This is a genomic window from Pseudonocardia sulfidoxydans NBRC 16205, assembly GCF_007989085.1.
In the GTDB taxonomy this organism is placed as follows: Bacteria; Actinomycetota; Actinomycetes; order Mycobacteriales; family Pseudonocardiaceae; genus Pseudonocardia; species Pseudonocardia sulfidoxydans.
Genome location: NZ_BJVJ01000095.1, coordinates 1 through 19,438 on the forward strand (window position 1 = coordinate 1; position 19,438 = coordinate 19,438).

The window sequence follows — 19,438 nt, forward strand, 5'->3', positions numbered from 1 at the left end:
TTAACGCCGTCGGCCTCGCGAACCTCCGATCCACGGTCACGTTCGACCCGGTATCGGGCTGCAGCGATCCGGTGACGGCGGGGGAGCGAGCCACGGACATGCTCGCCGCGACGACGCGTGCGGGGGCATCGGGGGATCGGGAGTTCTGGGATGCCCAGGGCCGCCGCGTCCTCGCCGGGCTCCTGCACGCCGCCGCCCTCGGCGACAAGTCGATGCGCGACGTCCTTGGCTGGCTCGCCGACCCGGAGGCCGCGTCGCGGGAGGTGACGGTACTGCTGCGCCGCAGCCCCGAGCCGGCGTTCGAGCTCGACCTGGGCCAGTTCCTCGGGACGAACGACCGCACGAGGTCTTCGATCACGTCGACGATCATGCCTGCGTTGGGGTGGCTCACGAGTCCGGCGGCGTCCGCCGCAGCAGGACTCGGCGCCGAGCAGGCGTGGGCGCGTCCGCTCGATGTCGACGAGCTCCTGGCCACCAACGGCACCGTCTACCTCCTCGGCGGTGAAGAGGCGCAGGTTGCTCCGCTGGTGTGCGCATTGACGGGCCACATCGCCCGTCAGGCCCGCCGCACCGCTGCCACCCGCCCGGGCGGACGGCTCGACCCGCCGCTGCGGCTGGCGCTGGACGAGGCGGCACTCATCTGTCCGGTCCCGCTCGAGAGCTGGACGGCGGACATGGGTGGGTGCGGGGTGAACATCATCTGTGCGTTCCAGTCTCGCGCCCAGCTCCTCGCCCGCTACGGCACCCACGACGCGGCGACGATCCTGAACAACTCCGGCTCGATCATGGTGTTCGGTGGCACGAGGGACCGGGACGATCTGCAATTCTGGTCGACGCTGACCGGCGAGCGTGACGAGCCTGCCGACACGGTCGACGCGGCCCGGCACACGACGGCGCGGGCGACGCGGAAGACAGCAGTGTTGTCGCCGGCGCAGATCGCGAACCTCCCGGCGGGACGGGTGTTGGTGATCCGGCGGGGGATCGCGCCGGTGATCGGGCGGGCGCAGATGATCTGGCAGCGCCGCGAGGTCCGCTGGGCCGACTTTGCCGACGACCACCCCGACCTCGCCGAGCACCTCGAGCGGCTGGCCGTGTGGTTGCGCGACCTTCCGTCGCGGTTCGGGCGCCGCCTCCGTCGTCTGACGCGTCGCGCGGTGGCCCGCCCGATCCGGGGCGCACTCACCGTCGGCCCCCACGAGCCGCTGCACGGGCGGCCGCGGCTGGTCGTCGTAGACGCCCTCCCGCTCGACGACGAGGGCAACGACCAGCGCCCCACCGGCTGACACGCCCCGCTGCCTGCTGGCCAGACCTGCCTCTCGACGAGGTGGGTCTGGCCCGGCACGCCCACGAATCACTCTCTGGAGAACTCTGATGAGCTCGAACACCCCGCCGGCGAACCCGGCCGCCGGCGAGGACAACTGGTCGGGTCCGGTCGCGGGACTGGCTCGGCTCGTCGACGGTCTGCGTCGCGACGTCGACCCCCTCACCGGCCTCCCGGCCCGGGTCGAGGAGCTGGCCGAGGTCCTGGCTCGGCTTTCGGAGACCGTCGCCTCACTCGCGACCCGCCGGAACGCCGGCCCCGCCCCGTCCTGGCTACTTGCCCCCGACGCCCCCGCCGACACCGCCGCGATCCTCGACGACCTGGCCGCGTGGATGGGCGCGATCTATATGCGTTACCCCGACGCCGCCGCGGTGCTGCCGGATTGCTGGCTGTGGCACCCGGATGTGGTCGAGGAGCTGGTGTGGCTGATGCACGCCTGGTCCGCCGCGTACCAGGGCCCCGCCGCCTCCGTGGCACTTGCTGGGGACTGGCACGACCGCCAACGGCCGGGCGTGGCGCGGCGAATCCGGCAGAACGTCGGGTCGTGCTCGGTCGAACGGCACCAGACCCGTGCCGGCCGCCCACCCCTCACCGCGATCGCTCCCGCGGTCCCCGCGGTCGGGCAGCTCGGCGAGATCGCCGCCTGGTGGGCCACCGCCCGCGACAGCACCCCGCCCGAACCCACCGACCACAGCGCGAACGGAGCCCACCGATGACCACGCACGACACCGCCCACGACTCCACCCCGGCGCCGTCAGCGACGCGGTCCTACCTCGTTGAGCGCGACCTCGACGCGATCGAGGCACTCCTGGACGGCTGGATCGCTGCTACCGGACCCGATGTCGAGATCCCGCTGCTGGGCACTCTTGGCTGGGTCGCAGCCGATGACGTGACGCAGTTGGCCGGGGTGGCGGTGTTCGTGCTCGGCTGCCTGGTCGAGCGCGACCCCTTGGTGCTCGCCGCTCGGCTCGCGGCGGAGATCGCGACTGTGCGCAGTGTCCGGATGGCTGCGGCCCGGCAGGCTTCGCACGCGATCTCCGCCGGAGTCGACTGGACCGCGCTCGCGCAGCGGCTGGTCCAGCGGGATCGGATCGCTCGCCACGATCGGCTCCGACGATGACACGCCCGCACAACGGCCCCGAGGCCGGCGGGAGCCGGTGGGTGCTGTGGCTGCCTGGGCTCATCGTGGCTCTTGGCGCCGCGGCCGCAACGGCACACGGCTTGTTCGAGGTCGCGGTCGCCGCGCAGGTCCCGACGCCGATCGCCTGGATCTACCCGCTGATCACCGACGGCCTCGCCGTCGTCGCCTACACCGCCACCGCACGGCTCACCGGGTCCGCGCGTGGCTACGCCTGGGCCGTCGTCGTCCTCTCGGCCGGCCTGTCCGGGCTCGCGCAGGCGGTGTTCCTCGCCAGCGACGTCCCGACACCCTCGAACGGCGGTGCGGGGTTGGCGGTGTCGAGGGCGCTGCGGTTCGGGATCGGGGCGTGGCCGGCGATCGCGGCCGCGCTCGCCGCGCACCTGCTCCACCTCCTCGCCACCCCAACCGCTCCCGGAGCATCAGCCACCGATGAGCAGTGTTCAGCCGTTCAACCTTCGGCGCAGGGTTCAGCGGTCACCGTTGAACAGGTGCCGTTGAACAGTTCAGAGGGCCGTTCAACCCGTTCAACTGACGAGCCCGAGGTGCTGACCGCGCCTCTCCCGATCCTCGAACCGGGACCCGAACTCCAGTCGGAGCCGGGCCGCGGCGACGCAGTGGTCACCCCGTTCATCGGACGCCTTGAACGCACTGAACGGCCGGGTGGGAGGGCTGCGGAGTCACCCGCGCGCGACCGCGCGCTGGCCGCCGCCGCGCGGCTCACCGCCCGCGCCGGAGCCCTTCCTACGGTCTCCGAGCTCGAGACCGCAGCCCAGGTCTCCCGCGGCACCGCCGCCGCGGTGCTCAAGACCCTCCGCGAGGACGACCCGGCGCCCACGACCCGGCGCACCGCCGTCTTGGACAGCACCCACCACCACAGCACCGACGAGCACGAGGACACCCAGCCATGACCACCACAGCTCCCCAGCACCGACCCAGCACTCACCGCATCAACGACACGAGCACGACCACTCACCACTCCAGCAAGACCGACAAAGCCACCGAAACAGACCCGACAGCTACAAGATCAAAGCCATCACACCTATGCATCACGATCCGCAGGGCCGGGCAGGCCGCCGGTCGCCCGGGAGAGGCGAGTCGCGCCAAAGTTGATCTTTGTCCAGTCGACCTCATGGTCGTTTCGGGGTGGTCGTCGTGCTGACGGTGTCGTCGGGCTACAGCCCGGAGTACCTGCTCAACGAGGTCGCCACAGGCCGGGAGAACTACTACACCGGCGCGGTCACCGAGGGGGAGACTCCGGGGCGCTGGTGGGGCCGCGGCGCCGAGCAACTCGGTCTCACCGGCCTGGTGGACGCCCAAGACATGCGGGCGGTGTTCGAGCGGTTCCTCGACCCGCGCGCCGAAGGCTTCCGCGACCCCGCACGGTGGGACGAGGTGGCGACACTCGGCCACACCGGTCGGCGGTTCAAGACCGAGGACGAACTGTTCAGCGCCGCGGTTGAACGCGAACCGAACGCGAGCCCTGAACGGCGGGCGGAACTGCGGGCCGAGGCGGGCAAGTGGGTGCGCCAGAACGTGGCCTTCCTCGATGTCACGTTCAGCGTTCAGAAGTCGGTGACTCTGCTGCACACCGCGTTCGAGGCCGAGGAGACCAAGGCCCGTACAGCCGGCGACACCGACACCGCGCAGGCGTGGGGCCGGTTTCGCGAGGCGGTGGAGGACGCGATCTGGGCCGGCAACAACGCCGCCCTCGAGCACCTGTCGGAGAAGGCCGGGTACTCCCGGGTCGGGCACCACGGCGGCGCCGCCGGCCGCTACGTCGACGCCCATGACTGGGTCGGGGCGTCGTTCTTCCAGCACGACTCGCGCGACCACGATCCGCAGCTGCACATCCACAACCCGATCCTCAACCGCGTCCAGGGCCCCGACGGGGCCTGGCGGACCCTCGACGGGCGCTCGATCTACCGGTGGCGCGGCGCCGCTGGCGCGGTCGCCGAGCGCACCACCGAGGAACGGCTGACCCACGCGCTGGGGACGGTGTTCGCGACCCGCCCGGACGGCAAGTCCCGCGAGATCGTCGGCGTCCCCCCAGAAGCGATGGACCTGATCTCGTCGCGCCGCCGCGCGGTGACGGCGAAGGCGGCGGAGCTGATCGCCGGGTTCGAGGAGCGCTTTGGGCGGGCGCCGAACGGGCTTGAACGCGACCGCCTCTCTCGCCAGGCCACGTTCGCCACGCGGCGGGCGAAGACCCATGACGGACAGACTCGCGCCCAGGTCCTCGACCGCGTCGACACCCAACTCCGGGCCGAGGTCGCCGACGGGCTCGCCGGCGTGGCCCGCTCCGCTCTCGACGCCCGCGGCACGGGCCCGGCGGTGCAGGCGTGGTCGCCGCAGGCGGTGATCGAGACCGCCCTCGCCGACGTCCAGCAGCGGAAGGCCGGGTGGACCCGGTCGGACCTCACCCGGGCGATCAACGCCGCCCTGCCCGACTACCTCGGCACCCCCGACGGCACCGACATCTCCGCGCTGCTCGACCAGCTGGCGGACGAGGGCCTGCGCTACGCGGTCCCCCTCGACACCGAGCGCCCCGGCGCGAACGCGCTACCCGCGGAGCTCCAGCTGGCCAACGGCGAGTCGGCTTACCAAGCCCCCGGCGCCCGGCTCTACGCGACGCCGGATCAGCTGCGGACCGAGCGGATCCTGCTCGCCGCGACCGCTGACCGCGACGGTGCCGCCCTCTCCGCGCCCGCGGCGCAGCGGTTCCTGGAGGGGTTGCGGGAGTCGGGGATCGAGCTCGGCGTCGACCAGGCCGCTGCCGTGCGCGGCGTGCTCACCTCCGGTGCCCGCGTCGAGTCCCTCATCGGCCCCGCCGGGACGGGGAAGTCCTTCGTGGTCGGCACGCTGGCCCGCGCCTGGTCCGACCCTGCGCTGCACGGGGATGTGGGGGAGCGGCGGGTGTTCGGGTTGGCGACCTCGCAGGTCGCGACCGACGTCCTCGCCGGCGAGGGCCTCGCCGCCCGCAACGTGGCCCGCTGGCTCGCCACCCAGGACCGCCTCGCCGCCCCGACCGCCGAAGACCGCACCAGCGGCGACGACAGCGGGTGGCGGCTGCGGGTGGGGGACCTGGTGGTGGTCGACGAGTCCGCGATGACCGACACCGCCTCCCTCGCCGCGATCCACAGCCATGTGGACAACGCGGGGGCGAAGTTGCTGCTGGCCGGCGACCACCGCCAGCTCGCCGCGGTCGGCGCCGGCGGCGCGATGGAGCTTCTGTCCGGTGCAGGTGCGCGCTATGAACTCGCCGACGCCCGACGGTTCACCGAGGAGTGGGAGCGCGCAGCGTCGCTGCGGCTACGCGCCGGGGACGAGTCGGTCCTGCGCGACTACCACCGTCACGGCCGCCTGCTCGACTCCGGTACCCCGGAGCAGGCCGAAGCCGCGGCGTCGAAGGCGTGGCTGGCCGACACCCTCGCCGGCCGGCGGTCGATGCTGCTGGTCGACACCAACGAGCAGGCCGCGCGCCTGTCCGCGCAGCTGCGCGCCGAGCTCGTCCGGTTGGGCCGGGTCAGCGAGCACGGCGTCCCGCTCGGCCGTCAGGGCACCTATGCCGGGGTCGGGGATCTGGTCGAAGCCCGCGCGAACGGCTGGCACCTCGCCGGCCACGAGGGCAACCAGCGAGGCCCGATCAACCGCGAGACCTACCAAGTCACAGCGATCCAGGCCGACGGCGCACTCCAAGTCACCACCACTGACGGCCAGCAGATCGTGCTCCCCGCCGACTACGTCACCGACCACCTCGTCCTGGCCTACGCCTCCACCGTGCACTCTGCCCAAGGCGCCACCGTGGACACCACCCACACCGTGGTCACCCCACGCACCGCCGCTTCCGCGCTCTACGTCGGCATGTCCCGCGGCCGCGCCACCAACACCGCCCACGTCGCCACCGAAACCATCATCGAGGACCCGGCCACCGGACGACCGGACCAGACCGTCCGCCGCGACCCCATCGTCACCCTCGCCGCGGTCCTCGACCCCGACGGGCGCACCGACTCCCGCTCGGCCCTGGCAACAGCGATTGAGTCCACCGACGAGTCGACGAGTGTGCGGACCGCGGCGGAGCTGCTCGCCGACGCCGCCCAGCTCGCCGCAACCCACCGCACCGCGACCTGGCTCGACGAGCTCGCCGCCGACGGCACCCTGTCCATCCGCGACCGGGCCCGGATCGCCGCCGAGGACGGCGCCGCCTCCCTCACCCGGGTCCTGCGCTCCGCCGAGCTCGCCGGCGCCGACGCCCGCCAGATCCTGCACGACGCGATCGCCGACCGCTCCCTTCACGGGGTTCGCAACGCCACCAACGTCATCTACGCCCGCATCACCGACACCCACCGCTTCGACCCCGACACCACCACCTGGGCCGAACGCGTTCCGCGAGTGGACGATCCGGACTGGCAGGCCTACCTCGACCGCCTCGCGAGTGCCGCCGACGAGCGCGCTGCCCAGCTTTCTGACGAGGTCCTGGCCGAGCCGCCGGCGTGGGCTGTGCGCGAGTTCGGCGAACCACCTGCCGACGCCTCGGATCGCGAGGAGTGGAAAGTCGACGTCGGCGCGGTCGCGGCCTACCGCGAGATGCGGGGATACGAGGGCGACGCCGACTCTCTCGGGCCCGCTCCGACCCCTGGTCAGGTGGAGGCGTTCGCGGCCTACCGGCACGCCTGGCGGGCGTTGGGTCGCCCGGAGATCGACCGTGACGAGGTCGAGATGTCTGACGGGCAACTCCGCATGCGGGTCCGCGCGGCCGAGCGGGAGGCCGCCTGGGGGCCGCGCTACGTCGCCAACGAACTCGCCGGCACCCACCAGACCGCCGAAGCCCAGCGCCACAAAGCCACGCTGCTCGCCGCCGAAGCCAACCTCGACGGCGCCGACCACGACCAGCTCCACCGCGAGATGGGGGAGGCCACCGCGCTGGCCGATGCCCTCGACGCCCGCGCTCTCGAGCTGGCGCGGCTCGACGATGCCCGCGCCTCGTGGCTCGCCCACACCGCCGCCACCCGCGCCGCCGGCGAGCGGGCCCAGGCCGAGCTTGCGCTCCGCCACGCCGACGACACCGACCCCGAACCGGCCGTCACCGCGGAGGAATGGCTGGCCGCCCATCGTGCGGACCAGGTCGAGGAGGACCGACACCGCGAGATCACCGAGGACTACGAACTCGACCAGCACGACGACCGAGCCGACGACCTCGACGATGATGGCGCCCGCACCGTCTCGGCCGCGGATATCCGCGAGATCGCAGCCGTCGAGGACCGGCAGCTCGACGAAGACGCCGTCCGGGTGCCCTCGGCCGACGAGACCACCGCCGCGATCGACCGCGCCTACCGCGCGTTGGCCGAGATTCATGCCCGCGACGCCTACGACAGCCATTCCGAGGCCGACGAGCACGCCGCTCGGCAGATCCGTTCAGACGTCGACGACCACGACACCGTTGACGACGAGGTCTGGAAGGACGCGTGAGCTCACCCAGCAGCGACCGGCACCAGAACCGGCGCCGAACCGACCCCGCGCCAGGCCCAGCGCAGCGTCGCCGACACTGCCTCGACGTACCCCGGCTGACCGGTCATCAACACCGAGGGGAACGGGCGCGCGAGGAGCTTCTCCGAGGCCAGGTACTCGGCCTCGAGTTCCTCTTCGATCGCGAGGACCGAGCGGCGGGTCACCGGAGCGCGGGTGGGGGACCGGCGGCCGCGCCCGTTCTCCGTCACCGCCCGGGCGACCCAACGGCACGTCACGACGACGCCACCAAGCGGCCAATCGGTGACTCCACGCCCGGCCTGCGCCGAGCCGAGCTCCTCCGCCGCGACCCAGAGCGCGACGAACTCCCCGCGAGGCACCCGAAGGTTCCCCGGCGGGATCCGGCCGATCTCGCGCTCGCTCAGGCGCACCCCACCAGCGTCGCACGCTACCCCGACCATCCGACGCCGCTTCCGGGAGGACACCATGGCTGAACAGCTCCTGCACGCGGCCCTGGCCCATGCAGCCCGCGGCTGGCGGGTCTTTCCCCTGCGCCCGAACGACCAGCGCCCCGCGATCCGCGACTGGGACGCCCGAGCCACCTCCGATCCCAGCCGGATCCGCCGGGCGTGGACGCGGTCGCCGCGACTCAACGTCGGAATCGCCTGCGGCCCTTCGAATCTCGTCGTCATCGACCTCGACACCTCCGGCCACGGCTCGGTCCGCCCCGCGGAGTGGGACCGCCCCGGAATCCGTGACGGCGTCGATGTGCTGGCCACGCTCGCGGCCGACAACTGCGAGCCGCTGCCGTGGGAGACGCTGTAGAGCAAGATCGGGATCCCGTCCCGCGCACCGGCCGCCTCACTCGCCGCGGCTGCGCGGGCGCGCTCCGAAGCCAAGATCGCTGCCGCGGAGGCGGCCATCCGCAGCCTGCGCAAACGCGGCGAGCCGATCACGTTCCAAGCCGTCGGACGCGAAGCCGTTGTCTCCCATACGTTCCTCTACGGCAACGCCGACCTGCGCCGCCGCATCGAGCACCTCCGCAGGCAGCACCGACCTCCGACGCCGAGCCCGGCATCGACGTCTTCCGACGGGGGGAACGCCGATTCCTCGACATTGGTCGCTGCGCTGAGCGCCGAACTCGCCCGGCTGCGCAAGACCCACCGCGACGAGCTCACCGCCCTGCGCACGGCGCTGGAACGCGCCCACGGCGAGAACCTCGACCTTCGCCGCCAGCTGCAGCGCTTCACCGCGACCTGACGAGGCGCCCAAGAGGACCGAACCGCGCAGCTGGCAGGCTTGTCGGGGCCATAATGGACGTGAAGGACGGGCCGACCGAATGGCGCAGAGTCTGATCAGAGTCGTCGACGAGCCGCTCAACGAGGGGCCGTATCTGCTGGTCTCCACGCATGCCTGGTGGCGGAGTTCGCACAGTCTGCTGCAAGGCCGAGTCGGGATCCCGCAGACCCGCTACGTCACCTTGTCCGAGCACCGCAAGGACTGCTGGTTCCCGGCCGACCCGGCCGGGGACTGGTTCCTCGATCAATGGGCCACCGGGCGCCGGATCTGGCTGCTCGGCTCCGAGGAACAGGCCCGAGCCGACGGCATGGACCTCAAGCTGCCCGAGCGCAAGACAGCCACATCGCAGCGGAACCGGCAGTCAGCCGCGCCGGATCGCCACGGCGGACGAACCGGACGCAGGCAGCTGGCAGCAGCCCACTGCGGCCTTCCTGGCCGGCCTGCCGCGCGGGGCAGAGCAGCTACTGCAACGGCTCAAGGGCGACAGCCCCGACAGGCCCTGGTCCGGCCCGTTCGCCTACGCCGCTGACACCCTCCGCCAGGGCCGAGTCCCGGCCGACTTCCGCGCCGTGATCTACCAGGCACTGCTGCAGCTCGAGGACGTCGAGCTCCTCGATGGCATCACCGACGTCGACGGCTACCACCGCCTCGCCCCCCGACACACCCCGCACCACGACCACGACCTGCTCATCGACCCCGAAACCGGCCACTACGCCGGCGAGCACCACATCGTCACCAGTGACGCCGCACCCATACCGGCAGGCACCATCGCAAAGACGGAAAGCGTGGTCACCGCAGTCGTCGACAACCCCGGCCATGTTCCCGCCGAGATCCAGGCACGCCAGGGCGGCACCCCCAGCTGACTCGCAGCGAGATCGGCACGTCGAGACAATGTCAGGCACGCGAGACCAGCCCAAACTTCACGCCAGCAGGACGACCCGTCGATAGGCAGCGGCGGCGAGCACCTGTACTTCACCGCCCCGGCCGGCTCCCGCATCCGGAACTCAGCCGGCCGGCTCGGCTGGCTGATCGACATCAGGGCCGCTGGCGGCTACGTCGTCGCCGCCGGATCGATCGTGCGCGGGCGCCGCTACCGCGAGACCGACCTGTCGGTCGCCGAGCTCCCCGACTGGATCGCAGGACTCCTCCACGACGAACCGGCGCCCTCCAGCCGCGCGGACTTTGGGCCGCTGCTGGACGTGGTCGCCCGCCGCTCGGCCTACGTCGCTGCAGCGACGCGCGGCGAGCTCGAGACCGTGCTGGCCGCGAAGCCGGGCAGCGGACACCGCAACACCACCCTCAATCGAGCCGCGCTCGCACTCGGCCAGCTCGTAGGAGCCGGGCTCCTACCCGAAGGGCTCACCACCGCTGCATTGGCCGTGGCGTCCGCGGCGAACATCCTGCCTACCCACGAGGCCCACGCCACCATCCGCTCCGGACAGATCGCCGGTGCGCGCTCACCCCGCCGAACGACTCTGGAGGGCATGGCGTGACCCGCCGCCGCACCGCGCACGACATCCTCGCCGGCCTCGACGCACAACGCCGCCTGGCAGTGCTCCACCGCGGAGGGTGAAGTTCTCCGCTTGCGCGACGTCGACGATCCTGCACCCCTGCCGGTCACTGTGGGCGGCAGGCGGGGGCTCCTCCCACGGACCTGACGAGACCCGCGTCCGCCCTGGCGTCCGTCCGAGGTCCCGCGTGACCGGTGATCGTCGACCCCGGCCTACGAGACCTCGGCCTGCAGTGACAGCCAGCTCGCGCAGGCGGGCTCGAGCACCTCGGTCGCCAGCACCTGGTGCCGTGGGTGCTTCAGGTAGGACGTGAACGTCTCTGCGTCGGTGAAGGTTGCCGACAGCGCGGCGTCGGCGAACCGAGCGTTCGCGGGGTCGCGGACGCCGAGGTTCACCGTGACCGTCATCGGCCCGGCCGTGAGCGGGGCCTCGGCGGCGAACGTGCGCAGGGCGGCGACGAACTCGGCCCGCTGCTCGTCGTCGAACGGACGGCGCAGGCGGAAGAGGACGGTGTGAGAGAGCACGGAATCTCCTCTGGACCACCAAGACCGGCCGAGCGTGGTGCCCGTCGGTCGGTGCGGATGTTCCTGATGCAGGCTGGTCGGGGTCGAACCTTGGTCCTACTGGCCCGTGGTGCTATCGGGCCTGCCGGCCTCGTGGGCTCTGCCTGCGCCCGGCACGGAGGCCGTCCAGCTGGCGAGGATGTCCAGCGCCCGGCGTGAGGGCGAGTCGGGTTCGGTGGTGTAGACGAACAGCGTGGTGTCGGAGTCGCCGGGTAGCGCTAGGGTCTCGTACTCCACGGTGAGGTCGCCGACGAGGGGATGGCGCAGGCGCTTCGAGCCGTGGGTGCGGCGGTGGACCCGGTGCTGCTCCCACCAGTGGTCGAACTCGGTGCTGCGTTCGCGCAGCTCGGCGACGAGGGCGGCCGTGGTCTGGTCGTCGGGGTCGCGGCCGACCTCGAACCGCAGGCCCTCGACCGCCGCTCGGGCCTGGTCGTCCCAGTCCACGAACAGCGACCGCGCGTCCTCGTCGAGGAACATCCAGCGGGCGTAGTTGCGCTGCGCGGGGGGTAGCTGGTCGAAGTCGGTGAACAGCGCTCTCGCCATCCGGTTGGTGGCAAGGATGTCGGTGCGGTGCCCGAGGACGAGCGCGGGCTCACCGTCGAGGGCGTCGAGCAGCTGGTGGAGCCCGGGGCGCACGCGTTGGACCGCGCGGGCCCGGTGCCGTGCCGCAGGCGCGGCGGTCAGCCCGATCAGGTCCTCCAGGTGGACGCGACCGGCGGCGTCGAGGCCCAGCGCACGACCGATGGCCTCGACCACTCCGGGGGAGGGCGTGATGCGTCTGCCCTGCTCGAGCCGGGCGTAGTAGTCCGCAGACACGCCGGCCAACAGTGCGACCTCCTCGCGGCGCAGCCCGGGCACCCTACGGACACGCCCGTCCGGGGGCAGACCCGCGCGAGTGGGGTCGCCCTGGCTCCGCGCACGCCGGAGGAAGTCTGCGAGTTCCCGGTTCGTTCCCGCCACGTCTCCATCCTCCCCGATGTCGTCCGCCGCCGGCTGGACCTCCGAGTCCTAGGTTCGCGCGTCCCAGGTCGCGTAGGGCGCGAGATGAGCCCCTGCGAGCGGGTCAGGTCCCCGATGCTGACGGTGTGCCGACGAGGCGCGACCCGTCGGCGGCTGCCTGAACTTCGAGAAATGAGGATGTCCATGAGCTTGCCCTCGGACCGACCGTCCACCTGGTTGGTCACCGGCGCCTCTCGTGGCCTGGGGCTGGAGCTCGTCGCCCAGCTCCTTCGACGCGGGGACAACGTCGCGGCGACGACACGCGCCACCGACCGCCTGCTGTTGGCGCTGGGTACGGACGTCGACACGTCGCGGCTGCTCCCCCTGACCGTCGATCTGCCCGACGAGGCCGCCGTCACCGAGGCGGTCGGCCAGGCCGCCGAGCACTTCGGCGCGCTCGACGTCGTCGTCAACAACGCGGGGTACGGCTTCCTCGCGGCGGTCGAGGAGACGAGCCCCGCAGAGGTTCGCGAGATGCTCGACGTGCAGGTCGTCGGTGTCTGGAACGTGCTGCGGGCGGCCCTACCGATCCTGCGGCAGCAGCGGAGCGGCCACATCGTCAACGTGTCGTCGGTCCTCGGGCTGACGGCGGTGCCGGGCTGGGGGCTCTACTGCGCCGGCAAGTTCGCCCTGGAGGGCATCAGCGAGGCCCTGGCCGCCGAGGTCGCCGACTTCGGTGTCAAGGTCACCATCGTGGAGCCGGGCTACTTCCGCACCGACTTCCTCACCAAGGACTCGCTCGCGCTGCCGACGGCGACCGTCGACGCCTACCCGTCGATCCGGGAGATGACCCAGAACCACCTGGACCTGCAGGGCAGCCAGCTCGGCGACCCCGTCAAGGGAGCGACGGCGATCATCGACGCCGTCGTCGACGGCGAGGGTCCGCTGCGCCTGGTGCTCGGGTCGGACTCGCACGCCTACGCCACCGCCAAGGTCGACGCCCTGCGCGCGAACCTCGACGCCGCAGCCGAGTCGGCCCCCGCCACCGACCACGTCACCGTCTAGTCCAGATCGCCTCGACGAAGAGGGACAGGAGAAGAGTGCCATGAGCAAGGGCAAGATCTTGATCGTCATGTCCGCCGCCGATGTATGGCGGCGCACGGACGGCTCCGACTACCCGACCGGCTACTGGGCCGAGGAGCTCGCCGCGCCGTACGAGCGGTTCGTGCAGGCCGGCTACACGGTCGACTTCGCCTCACCGGGTGGAGTCCTGCAGCCGCTCGACAAGTACAGTGCCGACCCGGAGATCGCGGGTCCGGAGGCACCGCGCTGGGTCGAACTCGCGCATCAGGCCCTGCAGGAGTTCGGGCCGCTGCTCAGACTCGACGAGATCGACATCGACAACTACGCCGCGGTGGTCCTCCCCGGCGGCCACGGCCCGGTCGTCGACCTCTATCAGGACGCCGACCTCGGTCGGCTGCTGACCGCCGCGGACGCCGGCGGGACGGTGATCGGTGCTGTCTGCCACGGTCCGGCCGCGTTGCTGTCGGCCGTGGACGCCGAGGGTGAGTGGCTCTTCGCCGGGCGCGAGATGACCGCGTTCACCGACGAGGAGGAGCAGATGTTCGGCACGGCCGAGGGTGCGCCGTGGCTGCTGGCCAGCACACTGCGGGAGAAGGGTGCCAAGCACTCCGGCGGTCCGGCCTACCAGGTGTACAACGTGCAGGACGGCAACCTGTTCACCGGCCAGAACCCGGCGTCGAGCGCGCCGATGGCCGACGCCATGATCGCGGCCCTCGCCCGGTAGCGGTCTGTCCCGCGTCCTCCCGACGACACCCCTGCCACCCGAGTGCGGCAGGGGTGTCCTTGGCGACGTCCTCGCCGGAGGGCGTCCTGTGAGCGCGGGATCCGACCCTCTCCCCGCAGAGACGGGTGATGTTGTTGACAGGGAGGTCGACGAGCGCCAAGCTCAGATTTGGCCGGACAAAGTTGTGAGGAAGGGAGACGTCCGTGGAGCGGGGTGGCAGTGTCGCCGTATGAGCTTCCTCCGGAGGAGCGTCTCACCCGTGGGGACCTGATCGCCGAGCTGATCACCAGGAGCACCGAGCTCGGCGGCAACCACTCGGAGTGGCCGGGGCTAACGACCTACCGCTTCACTCGTGTCGTCCCGCTGCAGTGGGCGGTGGTCGAGTCGCTCGCGCTCTGCTGCGTGATCCAGGGCCGCAAGCGGGTGATCGTCGAGGGTCGGGAACACCAGTACGATCCCTTCCACTACCTGGTCTTCACGCGTGGCATGCGCTATCAAACCGAGGTTCTCGAGGCCTCCATCGAGAAGCCCTTCCTCTCCTTCGTCCTGCAGATCGCACCCGCGATCGTGAGGTCGGTGCTATCGGAGATGGCGGACCGACGGACCACGACCTTCGCCAAGCCGACGGGCCGTTGGCCCGCGGCGGTGAACGCCTACGTATCCCCGATCGACCAGAACCTCACGGGCGCGGTCCTGCGCTTCATGCGGTCGTTGTCCGAGGGCCCTGACCGGCGGGTGCTGGCTCCGATCTTCCTTCGGGAGATCATCTACCGGCTGCTGCAGGCCGAGCAGGTCTCGCGGCTGGTGGCGGCCGCCGACACGGAGCGGGAGAACAATCCCGTCTCGGAGATCATCCGGCACATCCGCGAGCGGATGTCGGAACCGCTGACGGTCTCGGACATGGCACACCGGGTCCAGATGAGCCCGTCCGCGCTCTCCACGGTCTTCGCCGAGGTGACCGGGATGGGGCCCTACCAGTTCGTGAAGCGCATGCGGCTCGACCGGGCGGGCACCCTGCTGGTCCAGAGCGACCTGAACGTCACCGAGGTCGCGCGGCAGGTCGGCTACACGAGCCTGTCGCACTTCACCCACGAGTTCAAGCGTTACTACGGGGCCACGCCGCGGGCCTACGCCGCGCAGCGCAGGGCCGTGGTCCCCGGGTCCGAGAGCGGGGAGCCGGTCGGCTTCTGAGAAGTCCCGAATACGCTCGATCAGCGGTGCCAAAGCCATTCGGCGACCGCCACACAACCGTGCCCAAAATCGTTCCACAAACGCATCGCGCAGTTCGGCGGAATCAGCAAGTTTTTCGGTGGAACGCGGCTAGTTCGGCCGCGTGGTCCCTCATAACGTTCGTCACCACCACCACCACCACGCCCAAGGCGAGGAGTTCCGATGCCGCGACTCATGTTCCTTGTTTCCAGCGCTCTCGAGCTGCCGTTGGACGACGGCTCGAGCCACCCGACGGGGTACTTCGCCGAGGAGGCGCTGACCCCGTACGAGCGGTTCGTCGCCGCCGGTCTGGACGTCGACGTGGTCACCCCCGACGGCAGGCCGCCGTACGCGGACCCCTACGGCCTCGACCCGATCTTCCACTACCCCGATGAGGACGAGGATTTCCTCGCCTCCGTCACCCGCACCTTCGCCCACGACGTCGACGACATCCGGCTGACCCTGCGCCACCTCACCGAGCTGGGCCTGATCGGGGCCCGCCGGGTGTTCCTGGCGATGCGTGAGCACGGGATCTCCCCCGAGGACGCCCGCGGGCTCGTGAGCACCGCGGCCAAGACCGCCTGGCAGCAGGACCGGCAGTTCGCCGAGGTGCTGGCGGCCGAGGTCCTGTCCGGTCCGCTGTCCGCGGCCGATGTGGATCGGGCGATCGCGGCGGTGGTCGACGACAGCGTCGCCGAGTCCCAGCGCGTCGCCCGGGCCCTCGAGGAGATCGAGGGTTTCCGCCAGCCGCTCAACCTGGCCGACCTGACCGACGAGCAGATCGCCGCCTACGACGGCATCTTCGCACCTGGCGGGCACGGACCGATGGTCGACCTCGCGGACAACGCGGACGTGACTCGCGTGCTCGCCCTGATGCACGAGAAGCAGGCCCCCATCGCCTCGCTCTGTCACGGTCCGGCGATGCTGCTCGCCGCGCCGGCCGACGGCCACGGACAGTGGATCTTCGACGGTTACCGGGTCACCTCGATCACCAACGAGGAGGAGTACCAGACCGAGCCCAACGCGCGGCCCCGTGCTGAAGGCGCGCCGGAGGTCACCGGCGCGGTGCCGTGGCAGCTCGAATCGGCTCTGCGCAACGCGGGGGTCGTGTTCGACGACGCACGTGCTCCGTGGACCTCCCACGTGGTCGTAGACCGCCACCTCATCACGGGCCAGAACCCGAACTCGTCCGAGGCCGTCGCCGACTCGGTCCTCAAGGCCTTGCAGATCCTGTAGAAGGGCGGACGAGTAGATGCCGAGTTTCATCGAGCGCCTGTTCCCGAGGGGACGACACCCCGCATCGCGCGGGCAAGAGAGTGAGGAGAGCACGCCTGTGACAGTCTCCAGCGAACGGCGGCCCGCGGCCGTCTTCTGGTCCAGCCTGGCCGAGCGGGACGTGGACGGGGCGTTTTCCGTCGTACCCGACGACGCCGAGGTCAATATCGTCCCGCTCGGGATCCTCGGGGCGGCACCGGAGGGCCGCAAGTTCTTCGTCGACACCATCGAGGCGTTCCCGGACGTCGAGTTCTTCGTCCGCAAGTCGTTCACCGGGGACGACGGGGTGACCGTCTCCGAGCTGTCGATGGAGGGCACCCAGGCGGGGGACTACCTCGGGGTGGTCAACCAGGAGAAGCACATCGACGTCGACCAGGTCTGGTTGCTCAAGAGCGAGCACGGGCGCATCACCTCGATCACCGGTTACTGGTGCCAGAACCAGCTCTACCGCCGCCTGGCCGTCAAACGGCTCGACCAGGTCGCCATCATCTGAGGGAGCACGACATGACGTTGGCAGGCAGTGAGCGCACCTCGACACGGACGGCCCAGGTCACGACCGCGTTCTTCGACGCCTATCGGCGTCAGGACGTGGAGGGCATGGTCGAGCTCTGCGCGGACAATGCGACCTTCGAGTACATCCCCTTCGAGATGTGGGGACGTCAGCGGGTCATGCGCGGCGCCGGCAAGGTCGGCGCAATTGGCAAGGCCATGTGGATCGGTCAGCTGGAGGCGTTCCCCGACCTCACGAACACCGTCCGGTCGATCACCGCAGACGAGGACGGGAACGTCGCCGCCCAGGTGGTCCTCGCGGGAACCCAGGCGAGTGCTTGGGGGACCATCGCGAGCCGCGGGCAGACCTTCTCCGAACCGAACCTGTTCCTCCTCGAGGTGAACGACGAGGGGCAGATCACGAGCATCACGGCCTACTGGGACTGCGCCAGCGTCGCGCGCCAGCTCGGCCATTTCGAAGTGGACTGAGGAAGGACCGATGACGTTGCTCAAGCGCGAAGAATGGCAGGACATCGTCCGCGACGTGGACTGGGACTACACCTACGTCGACGACGACGCGGTCTTCCCCGACTGGCTGTCGGGTACTGGGAAGATCCCGCGTGAGGCCTGGTCGAAATGGGAAGAGAGCTACAAGGTCTCCTACCCCGACTACGTCGCCACCCAGCGGGAGAAGGAGAGCTCCGCGTACGCCGTCAAGGCCGCGCTCCAGCGCTCCAAGACCTTCGACACCCTCTCTCCCGGCTGGAAGTCAGCGACCAAGATGCACTTCGGCGGCGTGTCGCTGGTCGAGTACGCGGGCCTGCTCGGAGAGCTGAAGATGGCCCGCTTCGGGCTCAGCCCGGCGTGGCGCAACATGGCGGTCTTCGGCGCGCTCGACGAGATGCGGCACGCGCAGATCACGCTGTTTTTCGGTCACGAGTTCGTCGGCAAGGACCCGCAGTACGACTGGTCGCAGAAGGCGTTCCACACCAACGACTGGGCGTCGCTCGCGCTGCGCACCCTGTTCGACGGCATGGTCATCGGGCCGGACGTGGTGGACCTCGCCATCCAGCTGCCGATGACGTTCGAGACCGGATTCACCAACCTTCAGTTCGTTGCGTTGTCCTCGGACGCGCTCGAGGCTGGTGACATCAACTTCGCGAATATGATCAGCTCGATTCAGACGGACGAGGCGCGGCACGCCCAGCAGGGCGGACCCACGCTGGAGCTGCTCGTCGAGCACGACCCGGTCCGCGCCCAGTGGACCATCGACAAGTACTTCTGGTTTTCGGCGCGCGCCTTCGCCGGCCTCACCGGGCCCCCGATGGACTACTACACCCCTGTAGAGCACCGGAAGCAGTCCTACCGGGAGTTCATGGAGGAGTGGATCATCGACCAGTTCGTCCGGACGCTCGAGGACTACGGCCTGCGAAAGCCGTGGTACTGGGACGAGTTCATGGCGGGCCTGGACACCTGGCACCACTCCCTGCACCTCGGGTTCTGGAACTACCGACCCACCGTATGGTGGAACCCGGCGGCCGGCATGGACGCGGACTCGCGCGACTGGCTGCGCGAGAAGTACCCGAACTGGGACAAGTTCTACCTCGACAAGTGGGCGATGATGGCGGAGAACATCAACGCCGGCAACGTCGAGGCCACGCTGCCCGAAACCCTGCCGTGGCTGTGCAACATGTGCCACTTCCCCGCGATCAACCCGACCTTGGGCCGGGACGGCAAGTGGCTCGTCCGCAACTTCCCGCTCAAGCACAACGGCAACACCTACTACTTCTGCACGAAGGGCTGCCGACAGATCTGGTGGGAGGACCGCGACGCGGTCAACCACACCACCGTCGTGGAGCGGTTCCTCGCCGGCGAGATCCAGCCCATGGACCTCGGGGGTGCCCTCAACTGGATGGGGCTGACCCCGGACGTCATGGGGGACGACGCGGACAACTACGCCTGGGCGAAGTCGTTCGCTCCCGCGACGTCGGTGACCGACAGCGGCCTGCTCGTCGCAGGGAGCTGAGAGATGACCGACGTGACGCATGAGCCGCAGCTCGTCCCGCTCAACGGGATCTTCGCCGACGACTACTCGCAGCTGCTGATCCCGGTGATGTCGGACGACACCCTCGCCGTGGTGGCGGAGAAGATCGCCCACCACAGCGAGGGGAAGCGAGTACGCAAGCGCGACAAGGCGAAGGTCGTCTACCACGAGGGCCGGAAGGTGCCGATGCACCTGACCGTGGCCGAGGCCGGCATCGGGCCGCTCGACCACGTCCGGGTCGACTACGAGGACTGAGGGCGGACCCATGGACAACCCCGTTGGCCCGATCCTGCGCATGAGCGATGAGGTCGAGCTGATCGCTGCGGCGATCGAGGACGACAACCCGGGCCGCGAGATCGCGGTCATCGACCGTGGCT

Annotated in this window: 22 protein-coding genes; 19 read left to right on the forward strand and 3 right to left on the reverse strand. The window is 70.6% G+C overall.

Going from position 1 to position 19,438, the window contains the following annotated elements; all coding sequences use genetic code 11:
• The 5 genes from PSU4_RS27425 to mobF all read left to right on the forward strand — a co-directional run.
• On the forward strand, nt 1-1,283 hold a 1,283-nt coding region (locus PSU4_RS27425), incomplete at its 5' end, for a type IV secretory system conjugative DNA transfer family protein (protein ID WP_147114672.1).
• A gap of 88 nt (nt 1,284-1,371) precedes the next feature.
• Complete coding sequence (locus PSU4_RS27430) at nt 1,372-2,037, forward strand: hypothetical protein (protein ID WP_147114676.1); 666 nt, start codon at nt 1,372-1,374, stop codon at nt 2,035-2,037.
• Entirely contained in the window at nt 2,034-2,441 is a 408-nt protein-coding gene (locus PSU4_RS27435; RefSeq protein WP_147114680.1) for a hypothetical protein, read from the forward strand. Before PSU4_RS27430 ends, PSU4_RS27435 begins: the two co-directional genes overlap by 4 nt.
• The gene (locus tag PSU4_RS27440) at nt 2,438-3,370 is read left to right on the forward strand and encodes a hypothetical protein (RefSeq protein ID WP_246115384.1); all 933 of its coding nucleotides are present in this window, start codon (nt 2,438-2,440) and stop codon (nt 3,368-3,370) included. The genes PSU4_RS27435 and PSU4_RS27440 overlap by 4 nt, the downstream gene beginning before the upstream one ends.
• Nucleotides 3,371-3,605: 235 nt before the next feature.
• Entirely contained in the window at nt 3,606-7,928 is a 4,323-nt protein-coding gene (gene mobF, locus PSU4_RS27445; RefSeq protein ID WP_147114683.1) for a MobF family relaxase, read from the forward strand.
• Between the two features lie 2 nt (nt 7,929-7,930).
• On the opposite strand, the gene PSU4_RS27450 is transcribed toward mobF, so the two are convergent.
• A complete protein-coding gene (locus PSU4_RS27450; RefSeq protein WP_147114686.1) occupies nt 7,931-8,356 on the reverse strand; it encodes a hypothetical protein in 426 nt (141 codons plus the stop codon).
• Nucleotides 8,357-8,411: 55 nt separating this feature from the next.
• On the opposite strand from PSU4_RS27450, the gene PSU4_RS27455 reads away from it, so the two are divergent.
• The 5 genes from PSU4_RS27455 to PSU4_RS27475 all read left to right on the forward strand — a co-directional run bounded on the left by PSU4_RS27455 (nt 8,412) and on the right by PSU4_RS27475 (nt 10,717).
• A complete protein-coding gene (locus PSU4_RS27455) occupies nt 8,412-8,750 on the forward strand; it encodes a bifunctional DNA primase/polymerase (protein WP_147114689.1) in 339 nt (112 codons plus the stop codon).
• A 96-nt stretch (nt 8,751-8,846) separates the two neighbouring features.
• Nucleotides 8,847-9,185, forward strand: a complete 339-nt coding sequence (locus tag PSU4_RS33230; RefSeq protein ID WP_507763237.1) for a hypothetical protein — start codon at nt 8,847-8,849, stop codon at nt 9,183-9,185.
• A gap of 79 nt (nt 9,186-9,264) precedes the next feature.
• A complete protein-coding gene (locus PSU4_RS27465) occupies nt 9,265-9,753 on the forward strand; it encodes a hypothetical protein (RefSeq protein WP_147114696.1) in 489 nt (162 codons plus the stop codon).
• Nucleotides 9,754-9,793: 40 nt separating this feature from the next.
• Entirely contained in the window at nt 9,794-10,087 is a 294-nt protein-coding gene (locus tag PSU4_RS27470; protein WP_147114699.1) for a hypothetical protein, read from the forward strand.
• A gap of 81 nt (nt 10,088-10,168) precedes the next feature.
• Nucleotides 10,169-10,717, forward strand: a complete 549-nt coding sequence (locus PSU4_RS27475) for a bifunctional DNA primase/polymerase (protein ID WP_147114702.1) — start codon at nt 10,169-10,171, stop codon at nt 10,715-10,717.
• A gap of 230 nt (nt 10,718-10,947) precedes the next feature.
• Here the strand turns inward: PSU4_RS27475 and PSU4_RS27480 are convergent, their stop codons facing one another.
• Nucleotides 10,948-11,259 carry a Dabb family protein gene (locus PSU4_RS27480; protein ID WP_186817218.1) on the reverse strand — a complete coding sequence of 104 codons (312 nt, stop codon included), beginning with the start codon at nt 11,257-11,259 and terminating at the stop codon, nt 10,948-10,950.
• 96 nt (nt 11,260-11,355) lie between these two features.
• Complete coding sequence (locus PSU4_RS27485; protein ID WP_147114708.1) at nt 11,356-12,258, reverse strand: helix-turn-helix transcriptional regulator; 903 nt, start codon at nt 12,256-12,258, stop codon at nt 11,356-11,358.
• Nucleotides 12,259-12,441: 183 nt separating this feature from the next.
• Between PSU4_RS27485 and PSU4_RS27490 the strand changes: the two genes are divergently transcribed.
• The 9 genes from PSU4_RS27490 to PSU4_RS27530 form a co-directional block, all read left to right on the forward strand.
• Nucleotides 12,442-13,302, forward strand: a complete 861-nt coding sequence (locus tag PSU4_RS27490) for an SDR family NAD(P)-dependent oxidoreductase (RefSeq protein ID WP_147114711.1) — start codon at nt 12,442-12,444, stop codon at nt 13,300-13,302.
• Nucleotides 13,303-13,342: 40 nt separating this feature from the next.
• Nucleotides 13,343-14,044: a type 1 glutamine amidotransferase domain-containing protein gene (locus PSU4_RS27495; protein WP_147114714.1), complete on the forward strand. Its 702-nt coding sequence runs from the start codon at nt 13,343-13,345 to the stop codon at nt 14,042-14,044.
• Nucleotides 14,045-14,257: 213 nt separating this feature from the next.
• The gene (locus PSU4_RS27500; protein ID WP_246115388.1) at nt 14,258-15,235 is read left to right on the forward strand and encodes an AraC family transcriptional regulator; all 978 of its coding nucleotides are present in this window, start codon (nt 14,258-14,260) and stop codon (nt 15,233-15,235) included.
• 201 nt (nt 15,236-15,436) lie between these two features.
• On the forward strand, nt 15,437-16,489 hold the full coding sequence (locus tag PSU4_RS27505) for a DJ-1/PfpI family protein (RefSeq protein WP_147114717.1): 1,053 nt from the start codon (nt 15,437-15,439) through the stop codon (nt 16,487-16,489).
• 97 nt (nt 16,490-16,586) lie between these two features.
• Entirely contained in the window at nt 16,587-17,021 is a 435-nt protein-coding gene (locus tag PSU4_RS27510) for an ester cyclase (RefSeq protein WP_246115389.1), read from the forward strand.
• A gap of 11 nt (nt 17,022-17,032) precedes the next feature.
• Entirely contained in the window at nt 17,033-17,506 is a 474-nt protein-coding gene (locus PSU4_RS27515) for a nuclear transport factor 2 family protein (RefSeq protein ID WP_147114724.1), read from the forward strand.
• A gap of 10 nt (nt 17,507-17,516) precedes the next feature.
• Nucleotides 17,517-19,043, forward strand: coding sequence for a ferritin family protein (locus PSU4_RS27520; RefSeq protein WP_147114727.1), 1,527 nt, complete (start codon nt 17,517-17,519; stop codon nt 19,041-19,043).
• Between the two features lie 3 nt (nt 19,044-19,046).
• Nucleotides 19,047-19,316 (forward strand): toluene-4-monooxygenase system B family protein, encoded by a 270-nt coding sequence (locus PSU4_RS27525; RefSeq protein WP_147114730.1) that lies wholly within the window; start codon nt 19,047-19,049, stop codon nt 19,314-19,316.
• 10 nt (nt 19,317-19,326) lie between these two features.
• The coding region (locus PSU4_RS27530; RefSeq protein ID WP_186817219.1) for an MmoB/DmpM family protein at nt 19,327-19,438 on the forward strand (112 nt) is incomplete at its 3' end.